The sequence below is a fragment of the Flavobacterium sp. genome, assembly GCF_035456085.1.
Classification (GTDB): Bacteria; Bacteroidota; Bacteroidia; order Flavobacteriales; family Flavobacteriaceae; genus Flavobacterium.
The window spans coordinates 51,608-62,404 of record NZ_DATIDY010000023.1 but is presented as its reverse complement, the minus strand read 5'-3'; the positions used below and the strand labels follow the sequence as shown (position 1 = coordinate 62,404).

Annotated in this window: 10 protein-coding genes; 1 reads left to right on the top strand and 9 read right to left on the bottom strand. The window is 31.8% G+C overall.

Annotation, left to right across the window (positions count from 1 at the left end):
- Positions 1-187 precede the first annotated feature (187 nt).
- From VLC96_RS02055 to VLC96_RS02015, 9 genes are all read right to left on the bottom strand, one after another.
- Positions 188-1,072, bottom strand: a complete 885-nt coding sequence (locus tag VLC96_RS02055; protein ID WP_325260387.1) for an OmpA family protein — start codon at positions 1,070-1,072, stop codon at positions 188-190.
- 224 nt (positions 1,073-1,296) lie between these two features.
- A complete protein-coding gene (locus tag VLC96_RS02050; RefSeq protein ID WP_325260386.1) occupies positions 1,297-2,787 on the bottom strand; it encodes a carboxypeptidase-like regulatory domain-containing protein in 1,491 nt (496 codons plus the stop codon).
- Positions 2,788-2,826: 39 nt separating this feature from the next.
- Positions 2,827-4,188 carry a CsgG/HfaB family protein gene (locus tag VLC96_RS02045; RefSeq protein ID WP_325260385.1) on the bottom strand — a complete coding sequence of 454 codons (1,362 nt, stop codon included), beginning with the start codon at positions 4,186-4,188 and terminating at the stop codon, positions 2,827-2,829.
- Position 4,189: 1 nt separating this feature from the next.
- Positions 4,190-4,597, bottom strand: a complete 408-nt coding sequence (locus tag VLC96_RS02040; protein ID WP_325260384.1) for a curli production assembly/transport component CsgF — start codon at positions 4,595-4,597, stop codon at positions 4,190-4,192.
- 10 nt (positions 4,598-4,607) lie between these two features.
- Positions 4,608-4,907: a CsgE family curli-type amyloid fiber assembly protein gene (locus VLC96_RS02035; RefSeq protein WP_325260383.1), complete on the bottom strand. Its 300-nt coding sequence runs from the start codon at positions 4,905-4,907 to the stop codon at positions 4,608-4,610.
- Between the two features lie 35 nt (positions 4,908-4,942).
- Positions 4,943-5,353 carry a curli-like amyloid fiber formation chaperone CsgH gene (gene csgH / locus VLC96_RS02030; RefSeq protein WP_325260382.1) on the bottom strand — a complete coding sequence of 137 codons (411 nt, stop codon included), beginning with the start codon at positions 5,351-5,353 and terminating at the stop codon, positions 4,943-4,945.
- Between the two features lies 1 nt (position 5,354).
- Positions 5,355-5,897, bottom strand: a complete 543-nt coding sequence (locus tag VLC96_RS02025; RefSeq protein WP_325260381.1) for a hypothetical protein — start codon at positions 5,895-5,897, stop codon at positions 5,355-5,357.
- Between the two features lie 81 nt (positions 5,898-5,978).
- Positions 5,979-6,848: a hypothetical protein gene (locus VLC96_RS02020; RefSeq protein WP_325260380.1), complete on the bottom strand. Its 870-nt coding sequence runs from the start codon at positions 6,846-6,848 to the stop codon at positions 5,979-5,981.
- Positions 6,849-7,197: 349 nt separating this feature from the next.
- Positions 7,198-9,387, bottom strand: a complete 2,190-nt coding sequence (locus VLC96_RS02015; protein WP_325260379.1) for a glutamine synthetase III family protein — start codon at positions 9,385-9,387, stop codon at positions 7,198-7,200.
- A 382-nt stretch (positions 9,388-9,769) separates the two neighbouring features.
- Here VLC96_RS02015 and VLC96_RS02010 point away from each other — a divergent pair, with 382 nt between their 5' ends.
- Positions 9,770-10,786: a glutamine synthetase beta-grasp domain-containing protein gene (locus tag VLC96_RS02010; RefSeq protein ID WP_325260378.1), complete on the top strand. Its 1,017-nt coding sequence runs from the start codon at positions 9,770-9,772 to the stop codon at positions 10,784-10,786.
- The last annotated feature ends 11 nt before the right edge of the window (positions 10,787-10,797 follow it).

Here is a 10,797-nt window from a genome sequence, read left to right as displayed (position 1 = left end):
CGTTGTGCATATCTTTTGGAAGTATCTGAACTCATTTTTTAGTTGTGTGAAAGTTGGGCAAAGATAATTTTAAAGTAACAATTATACAATTTTAAATTTTTAAAGTTTCTAAGCATTAGAGTCACTAAGATTCTAAGTTTTTTGTTTAAAATTATGTACAGACTGCTAACTATTTATTAGAAAAATATTAATTAGCAATAATTTCAATCTCTACACGACGATTGGCTTCCCGTTCTGCTTCGTTTTTTTCAGGTAACGGATATAGTGGTTTGGTACTTGCAAAACCAACAAAAGTCATTCTGCTTTTTTCAATTCCATTAAATTCCAAAAACTTGTAAATAGCTTTGGCTCGTTGTGTACTTAAATCCCTAAAATCTTTCTGAACACAACAAATATGACCTTGAATTTGAATTTTTAAGTCTGGACAACTTTTCATAATCGTCAGTAATTCAAATAATACTGATCGAGACTGAGGTATTATTGCAAAAGTATCTACATAAAAATTCATGTTTTCCAATTTGAGTTTTTCGCCGACATTGGCAGCACTTACTTTTCGCATAAAAACTGTATCCAATTTTATAGTGGCAGTGGAGCCGTCGGGATTCTCATAAACATACGAATCTGGAAATTTAATAATTGGTTTTTTCTTTTCGACTACAGCTGCTGGTTTTTCTTGTATAATTTTTTCCTCATTTTCAAAATCTTTTGGAAGAATATAATACAAAGTCACTTTTCTGTTTTCGGCTTTAATGGGAGATAAAGTATGTAATTTCCCAAAGCTTCTGGTCTTAAAATCCTCTCTGATTTTCACCTTTCCTTTTATAATATTGAATACATAATTGATTCTTTTTTGAGCCAAAGTATCATTATATCCGACAGATCCTTCTTCATCACAAAAACCATAAACTCCAACGACTTTCACGTCTTTGTTTACAATAAGCCATTCATTCAACTTTAATAATTCTGTTTTCTTTAAAACAAATTTGTCACTATCAAAAAAAAATGAAACCTGTTCCTGAGCGATTGCACAAGAAGCCATAAAACTGAACAGTAGAGCAAGGATAAACTTCATCTTTTGGGGATTTATTTTCTCAAAATTACAATAAAAAAATTGATACTTTTTTTAACCTAATCTTATAAAAAAGAAAAACGTTCAAACTCTTTTGTAAAATTTACAAGAAGAGGAAGAACGAATTTCAACCTTTATACGATATTTTATTGATTCTAGAACAGTTTTATTTTTAAAACAGAATTTAATTATTTAAAAATTCAACTTAAAAAATTGGAAAGCATTCTTTATTCCCAATCAGGCATACTACCTGTAAATAAGACTTGTCTAGAATTAGTTGCCCCAATGGTAGTTTTTAGAATATTTTTTGCGGATATTCCATCATTTGAAGAATTAGTAAAAATTATTTCCGATTCATTTGGTGAATAACGAGCATCATAATCGTTTGTTCCTGAATTTTTTTCTGTCAGAATCTGATATGATGTCAAAGTAGCAAAATTATATTCAAAGATCCTCATATCCAACTGTCTGTACGTTGGGTTTTCATAACCAGATACATCTCTACAATACAATAATTTTTGACCTGTAACTGAAAAATTTAAACTACCAATGGCACCACTCTGTCCTGATATAATTTGGTCTGTAATATCTCCAGAAGTATTAATTACATAGATTTTAGCATTGTATCCATCCAAATCATTTACTTTTAAAGCAATTTTAGTTCCATCTGAACTCCAATCACATTCAGAAATAAATTTACCATCTGGAGTTTGGAATATTTTTGTTAATCCGCTACCATCGCTTCCTATCATGTATAATTTATCAAAATACGGATAGATAACCTTATTTCCGGCAGCATTCCATGAAAATCCAATAAAATCAGGATTAAACCCAGCAATAGGAACTGCACTAGTAATTTGAGCAACATTAGTTCCATCAGGATTCATCATAAAAATATGATTTTGCGCACCACTTGATTGAATAAATGCAATTTTTCCAGACTGATTATTTTTTCTAGGTCTCCAACTATTATTTTTCGGATCAGTAATTTGATAAAGTTTATTAGCATCGTCAACAGCATAGATAACGTTATTACTATTTACTTTTTGCACTAACAAATAACGTGTTGTTGGAAATGGTAAGGTCGAAAAAGAAAAAAGAGGGCTTAATATTGCAGCACTTTTTGAGTCAGTTACAGAAACCTGCCAAAAATATTTTGTTCCGTAAGTTAAATTAGTCAATTGCAAAGTTTTTTCTTTAAGATCCGAAAACACAAGTACATCTGAATTTTTATCATTACGAATCTTTATTTCATAAGTCAAAACATCTTTTGTATTAGAATCAGTTGCATTCCATTCTAATTTGGTATTGATAGGCTGATTGATCGCATTATCCAAAGGAGCAACAACTGTTGGAATAGTAGGAATCACATTAGGACCCGAATTTACAGACATTTCAAAAACTACTTCACTGGTTTGATCTTTATTAACAGTAACAGATTCAAATTTTGTCAAATAGCCATCTATTTGTGCCTGAAGTGCATATTCTCCAACTTTTATATTATTTATCACAAAATTACCTTCGGCATCAGTAAAAACAATACTTGAAGAAGGGCTCGAAAAAACTTTTACATTTTGTAAAGGTGCAAAAGTATCGCTAGTAACAACTTTACCAGTTATTTTACCATATACAACATCAGTAGTATCAATTTTCTCTTCACTACATGAATATAAAATTGAAAAAACGATTAAAAAAAAGATTGAGTTTATATGTTTCATTCTGTATATTTTAAATTATAATTATTCCTTATTATCAAATCATTTTAATTTTTTACCAAAATAATAAGTAAGTCCCAGACCGAATTTATAATAAAAATCATCTCTAACCCCTGCTTCAATATAATCGATGTTATCACTAAAATTGATGTTGTATTCCCCGAATAATTTAATTCCTAAACGGTCAGAAAATAAATATTCTAATCCTGCTCCAACTTGCGTTTTCGCATGTGCATTTTCAAATTTTTTATTAAAGCCATATCCTCCACCTACGTATAAATAAGGCGAAAAAGTATCCCTAGGTAATAACAACCATTCAACGTTTAAATCTCCTGTTATATAACCAACATCCAGATTGTTTTGGTTTGCTAAATTGACAACGTTTGTAGATGCTGAAATATTAAGCGCTGGAGCAACAAAGTATTTAATAGCTCCTCTACCGAATGGTCTTGCTAATGGATTCAAATAATCTCCATCCATTAAAGTAGCACCCCCTGAAATTTCAAGTCCAAATCTGTTTCTTTTAGGCTCCAAATCCCGACCATAAATTTGTGAATTATCTGCAACTTGATTTTCTTTTTTATATTTCTCTAATAAAGCGTCTACTTTTTCTTTAGGATCATCAGTTTTTAAAATATCATCTTGAATACCCTCCAAAACCATAGATTCAACTGCTTTTTCGATTGCTTCGGTTACAGCCATATGAGTTGGTTCATTGGTTGTATAGCCTGTTTCCACTTCTAAAAGTCTTTTGACATCTACATATCTAAACAAACTTGCATCGATTGCTTGTGATAAAATTGTTTTAGATACATAGACTGTTTTAAGGATTTTTCCATTGGCAGTAGAAACCATTCGCAAATAAATAGTAATTCGATCCTGACGATATTTCACAGAAGAGCCTGCCCCAAAATAACGAGCACCAAATCCTCCCGTAATAATATTTGAATCATATGATATTATTCCCCCTTCTAATAATACGCCAGCATATAAAAGAGGTGTTAACTGTGGATCATTTGGATTGGCTGGTTTGTCATATTCCTGACGTGTAGAACGAATGAGGTTACGTTCTTGCAATAAATTTCCAATATTCTCCCTTTCGATGGGAATAAACCATTTGGAATCTTCCAGCGCTTTGATCAATATAGAGGTAGCCCCTTGAGTCACGGCAGTACTAAAACTGCTTCCGTTTTCAAGTGGTTTGTATTGTCCTGTCTGGTCTCTAAATTTATAAACCCCAACAACAACTTGTTGCTTAGGAGTTGGTAAGTTTTTCAGTAATGATGTTGCTGGTGTGCTTTCACCAATAATTGCTTTTTCAACTCCAGTTGGCTGGTTATAATAAGCACCACAACTAGACATAAGTAGTACAAGTACAATAAAAGCATAGGTAGATATTCTCATATTATTTTTTTGGAATTATTACTTGTGTTTGCTCGCCTGTCGTTGTGTCAAGAATATTTACTGACAAACCATCCGATGAAGGAAAAACATCTACTGCATAATTTCCAAAAGTATATGAACCCTCCGACAGACCGTCGGTTCCAAACTGCTGTTTATAAAGTGAACTCGAAATTTGACTTAATAATTGTGAGTTTAAACTAGCTTTAAATTTTTGAAGATCTGTTTGTTTATCTGTTGTGATATCAACTGCTTCTTTATGTTTATTTTGTGCTTCAGCGCTACTTAATAACCATTGGTAATTAAAAGTATCGCCTCCAAAGGCAGGATTAACTGCTTTATAAACCAAAGCTTGAGCATTCATCGAATAGTACGATAATGCCAAAAATAAAAGTATAAATGTAGGTTTCATAACTTATAGATTAATATTGGGTAAAATATTTAGATTGCTTTTCTTTCTCCTTAAAATAATAATATGTAGTACTAATCGCTTCATCGGATACTTCTTCTAAAAAATCATCATCAGGCCGAATTATAAATTCATATATAACTTCGTTATCAACTGTGATGGTAATCTTTGTGTTTCGGGCAAAAGTATATTCTTCTCCAATCAAAACTATTTCCTTTGCATTTATTCCTACATCATTGTATTTAAAAAAAAATTTATCATAAAAATCTTTACCTGCTTTAGTTTTGGTATCATCCGTTATAATTCCTCTCATTGTAAAACTATCATCAGGCTTAGCTACTGGCTGTTCTAATTGGTCTTTTTTTTTTCGTCACCAAAAACCATACGGTCTTTGCTTATGATTTCTTTGTTTTCATTAAAAAATAACAACAATACTATTACCTCATCATCACTAGTTAAGTTAACTTGTGTTGTCGATAATTTAATCTTTTCATTTGGTTTTAATGTAAAAACCCCATCCTGCGAATTATTAGAACTATTATTATTTATATGATTATTTTTTATCACTGATAATTTATAAGATGCGCTCTTAGTTATATTAGTCATGTTTTCTGCAGTTCCAGTAATTGTAATATTACTTTCTACTTTTTCGACATCAATTTTAGCTTTTATTTCATTTTGAATAACTGCATTTTGAGCATAAAAAATGCAGCTAAAAAATAAAAAAATAATACTGATATTGATTTTCCCTGCTTGCATTTTAATTTAATTTGTTCAGGATTATTACTGATGCACCGTTACCTGTTTGCGTAACTTTCATATCTTTTGATATTGAGTTGGTTCCAATGCTTTTGATGTTCTGATTATTTCCGTTTTGAGTCATTTTGGTATTAACATCGTAATTAGTACGATAAGAATAATCATCAATTACATTATTATTTCCATTTTGAAGTACATCAGTGGATAATGTTTTAGCACTCTTCACTAAAGTATATTCATTGTAATTCCCATTCTGCATCACTCCTATATTAGCCTTGTCAGATTTAACATTTAAATCAGATGTATTATAATCGCCAATTTGTATGATCGAAACTATTGAATTTTGATTCTTTAAATAATCGACTGTTGTTGTTTTTTCCTTACTATCAGAAGCTGCAGAAATTAAACTTAAAGCTGTCTCTTTTTTATCAAATACAGATGAACTATAGTTTTTAAATTCTGAATTTTCTTCTTTTTCTTGAGAAAAAATCAACTGAGTAAAAAATAAAAGGATGACACTACTATTTATAAATATTGTTTTCATTTTATTTATTTTTTAAAATTAAAAAATGAGATAGTCATTATTTTTAAATGACTATCTCACATTGTATCCCATTAATTATAATTACGGCAAAGCATTAGTTTGAGTAACTATATGAGTATTACTATTCCCGCTTACAAAGGAGATAGCAGAATGGTCATTACCAGTTTGAGTTACAGTCGATTTATTTAATTTACCTATCAATAATGTATTTTCTTTTAATTTGAAACCTGTTTGAACAGTTGTTGCTGTATTTCCTTCACCATAAGCGTAATGTTTAGAAAGATTCACGTCTGCTGAAGTAGCTCCTGCTTTTGTATTAGTCTGAGTTTGATAAGATTTATTAGCTGTACCTCCTTGGCTAGAAAGCGCTTCATTCCAATTATTGTTTTGAGTTTGTGTTGCCTCATTTCCTCCATTAGGACCAAAAGGAACTACCACAAGATTTGCTGCAGCAAGTGCATCAGCTTCAAAGAAACTTGTTGATGGAGTAGGTCTTTCATTTCCAGTAGTACCTTGATCAATAGTTGCTTTATTGTGATCTCCAGTTTGAGTTTGCCAAGCTTTATCTCCTCCTCCTAATGCATTACCAAGTGGAGATGCTGCAATTTGATCTTGCCAAACTTTAGCTTCATTTGAATTACCAAATTGTTTTTGATCAGAAAAGTTATTTTTATTACTTTGAGAAACTTGTATTAAATTACCGTTCCCATTTTGTAATTGTATAGCCGCATTATGATCTGCTGGATAGCTATTTGGTAGAACTCCTTGATACGCATTAGCTGTATTTCCATCTCCATTTTGATGTAATATCGAGCCATTCCATGTTCCGTGCTGAGTCACGTTAGCAGCATTCCCATTACCAACTGTACTAGCTACAGATGTGTTAGCCTGAGCAAATCCAATTGCTCCTACAAATAGCATCGCTGAGATGCTTAAAACTACTTTTTTCATAATAAATATATTTAATTGGTTGTTAATTCTAATATTATTATGCAGGTAAAGTAGATTGGGGAATCTTTTTTTTTGTGATCACTTCATCATTGGTAAACATCCTAATTTTCCATTTTCACAAGTCAAATTTATATATCTTTTTTTAAAACAACAACCTCGAAACAAGTAATTTAAAACTAAACAAGCCACTTTTCGACAAACTGTTAAACTATCACGATGAACTACTTGTCTGACAAAAACTGTGCTAAGAAAATGATTACTAATAAAAAATACATTGCCTTTTTACTTTTAAAAATAAAAAAACCTGTCCATTTTATTGAACAGGTTTTAATAGAATTTACACCTAATTCTATTTAGTCAGAAGCAATTCTCTATATTTTGTTAATGTCCATAATTCATTATCCACTAACAATTCTAACTTGTCACAATGGTTTCTAATAACTTCGAAATACGGCTTTACATTATTACAATACGCCTCAGCCATTGCTAATGCATCTGTTAAATTATTAGCTTTTTTTCTTTCTTCAGTCATTTCCTCAACTTTAGAATTAATTCCTTCTATATGTCTGGAAATTTCTTTTATCAAAACAATCTGCTCTTTTGCAATAGATTCAAATTCGGAACCAAAAATATCTTTCAGACCTTTCACATTTTCAATCAAAGTATTTTGATATTTGATAGCAGTAGGAATCACATGATTTTTAGAGATATCTCCCAACACTCTACCTTCTATTTGAATTTTTTTGGTGTATTCTTCTAATTCAATTTCGTAGCGGGCTTCCATTTCAATATGGTTCATTACTCCCATTTCAGAAAATAAATCTAATGCTTGTTGAGTCGCTCTTGCTTTCAAAGCTTCTGGCGTAGTTTTGTAATTGCTTAAACCTCTTTTTGCAGCTTCTTTTTCCCAAGCATCACTATAACCATCTCCTTCAAAAAGAATTTTTTTAGATTGTTTGATATATTCTCGTAAGACATTGAAAATCGCATCATCTTTTTTCATGTCTTTAGATTCAATCAAGATATCAACAGCGACTTTGAAATCTTTAAGTTGTTTGGCAACAATAGTATTTAATGTTGTCATTGCATTTGAACAATTTGCCGATGAACCAACCGCTCTGAATTCAAATTTATTTCCTGTAAAAGCAAATGGAGATGTTCTATTTCTATCAGTATTATCTAAAAGAACATCTGGAATTTTACCGACAACGTTCAATTTTAAATCAGTTTTCTCTTCAGGGGATAATTTTCCTGTTGAAACTCCTTCTAATTCAGCTAAAACTTTAGTCAGTTGCTCTCCTATAAATACTGATATAATTGCTGGTGGCGCTTCATTAGCCCCTAACCTATGATCATTGCTTGCAGTAGCAATTGATCCTCTTAATAAAGCTTCATAATCATTTACCGCTTTAATGGTATTAATAAAGAATGTCAAAAATTGCAAATTGGTCATTGGAGTTTTACTTGGACTCAACAAATTAACACCTGTATCAGTTGAAAGAGACCAGTTATTATGCTTTCCTGAACCATTTACTCCTTTAAATGGTTTCTCATGCAATAAAACTTTCAAATCATGACGTTCTGCAACTTTTTGCATGATATCCATTAATAGACAATTATGATCTACAGCAAGGTTTGCTTCTTCAAAGATTGGAGCGAATTCAAATTGATTCGGAGCAACTTCATTATGACGGGTTTTTACAGGTATTCCGAGCAACATACATTCTTGCTCTAAATCTCTCATATAAGTTAATGCACGAGTTGGAATAGAACCAAAATAATGATCATCTAATTGTTGTCCCTTTGCCGAAGTATGTCCCAGCAAAGTTCTTCCTGTCATAATGATATCAGGACGAGAATTAGCCAAAGATCTGTCAATCAAAAAATATTCTTGTTCCCATCCTAAGGTAGCTGTTACTTTCTTTACATTTTTATCAAAATATCTACATACTTCTGTCGCAGCTTCATCCATAGCGGATAATGCTCTTAATAATGGAATTTTATTATCTAAAGCTTCTCCTGTATATGAGATGAAAATTGTTGGAATACATAAAGTTGTACCAAAGATAAAAGCAGGCGAAGTTGGATCCCAAGCGGTATATCCCCTAGCCTCAAAAGTATTTCTGATTCCTCCATTCGGAAAACTGGAAGCATCTGGTTCCTGTTGCACTAATTGAGCACCGCCAAATTTTTCGAGTGGGTCGCTTCCATCATACGAAGTTTCAAAAAAAGCATCATGTTTTTCTGCTGTTGTTCCAGTAAGAGGCTGAAACCAGTGTGTATAATGCGTAACACCTTTAGCTAAGGCCCATTCTTTCATACCCATGGCAATATAATCTGCCAATTTTCTATCAATTTTAGTTCCATATTGAACTGCCCCTTGTACCGCTTTAAAAGCATCCGAAGTCAAGTATTGCTTCATTGCTTTATCATTAAACACATTAGATCCAAAAAGCTCCGATTTTCTACCAAATTCCTGAAAATCAATTAACTTTCTATTAGAAGCTTCCTTTAAAGCTTGAAAACGAATTGACGACATATACTCCATCTTAAAATTAATATTTACTAAAAAAACACATACAAATATAAATCATTCTATTTAACAAATAATTAAAGCGTGAAACGAATAAGCAGTTATTTAAAACAGAGTTGATATATGACCAAAAAAAATAGTCATTAAACCAATTTTATCTAATTGTGTAATAAAAGTCTTAAATTAAATTTAACATCAAAAATTTCTAGATTATGAAATTAATCATTATACCCCCTTAAAATTGCAATTTTTAAAATATACCCCTCATAAAATGCAGTAATATCAAAAATTAAAAAGACTTAAATAAAAACTACCCCCTAATTTTACGACATAAGTAATTTATTTTATATTTGCATCTGAAAAAACAAAAAAAACTAATTATAATATTATGGCTAAAATAAAATTAGAGTATATCTGGTTAGACGGATATGAACCTACACAAAATTTAAGAAGCAAAACTAAAGTTGAAGAACACGAAAATTTTCAAGGAACATTAGCTGAACTAGGAAACTGGTCATTTGATGGTTCATCAACAAAACAAGCACAAGGCGGATCATCAGATTGTCTTTTGGTACCAGTTGCTATTTATCCAGATCCAACACGTATCAATGGATATTTAGTTATGTCTGAAGTTATGTACGCAGATGGAACTCCACACCCTTCAAACGGTAGAGCGACAATTGATGATGAAGATGATGATTTCTGGTTTGGATTTGAACAAGAGTATTTCATCATGGATACAAAAACTCAACTTCCTCTTGGATTCCCAGTTGGAGGTTACCCTGCTCCACAAGGGATGTACTACTGTTCAGTAGGTGGAAAAAACACACACGGAAGAAAATTAGTTGAAGAGCATGCTGATTTATGTATCGCTGCCGGAATCAACTTTGAAGGGATAAATCAAGAAGTTGCTTGTGGACAATGGGAATTCCAATTGTTTGCTAAAGGAGCTAAAAAAGCGGGTGATGAAATCTGGGTTGCTCGATATTTATTAGACCGTTTGACTGAGAAATATGGTTATTATATTGAATATCATCCAAAACCACTAGGAGATACAGATTGGAATGGTTCTGGTATGCACGCTAACTTCTCTAATTCAGTATTAAGAACTTGTGGTTCTCAAGAAGTTTACGAAAAAATCTGTGAGGCTTTCCGTCCTGTTACTGCTGAGCACATAGCTGTTTACGGAGCTTACAATGATCAACGTTTGACTGGTAAACACGAAACTGCTTCTATCCACGATTTCTCTTATGGAGTTTCTGATAGAGGATGTTCAATTCGTATTCCATTAATGACCGTTCAAAAAGGATGGAAAGGATGGTTGGAAGATAGAAGACCAGCATCAAATGGTGATCCATATAAAATTGCTGCAAGAATTATTAAAACTGTAAAATCAGCTTTGTAATAACAGCCATT

Coding starts and splice junctions, on each gene's coding strand:
- VLC96_RS02055 (WP_325260387.1), bottom strand. CDS start 1,072: ATGAAGTTTATCCTTGCTCTACTGTTCAGTTTTATGGCTTCTTGTGCA.
- VLC96_RS02050 (WP_325260386.1), bottom strand. CDS start 2,787: ATGAAACATATAAACTCAATCTTTTTTTTAATCGTTTTTTCAATTTTA.
- VLC96_RS02045 (WP_325260385.1), bottom strand. CDS start 4,188: ATGAGAATATCTACCTATGCTTTTATTGTACTTGTACTACTTATGTCT.
- VLC96_RS02040 (WP_325260384.1), bottom strand. CDS start 4,597: ATGAAACCTACATTTATACTTTTATTTTTGGCATTATCGTACTATTCG.
- VLC96_RS02035 (WP_325260383.1), bottom strand. CDS start 4,907: ATGAGAGGAATTATAACGGATGATACCAAAACTAAAGCAGGTAAAGAT.
- csgH (WP_325260382.1), bottom strand. CDS start 5,353: ATGCAAGCAGGGAAAATCAATATCAGTATTATTTTTTTATTTTTTAGC.
- VLC96_RS02025 (WP_325260381.1), bottom strand. CDS start 5,897: ATGAAAACAATATTTATAAATAGTAGTGTCATCCTTTTATTTTTTACT.
- VLC96_RS02020 (WP_325260380.1), bottom strand. CDS start 6,848: ATGAAAAAAGTAGTTTTAAGCATCTCAGCGATGCTATTTGTAGGAGCA.
- VLC96_RS02015 (WP_325260379.1), bottom strand. CDS start 9,387: ATGTCGTCAATTCGTTTTCAAGCTTTAAAGGAAGCTTCTAATAGAAAG.
- VLC96_RS02010 (WP_325260378.1), top strand. CDS start 9,770: ATGGCTAAAATAAAATTAGAGTATATCTGGTTAGACGGATATGAACCT.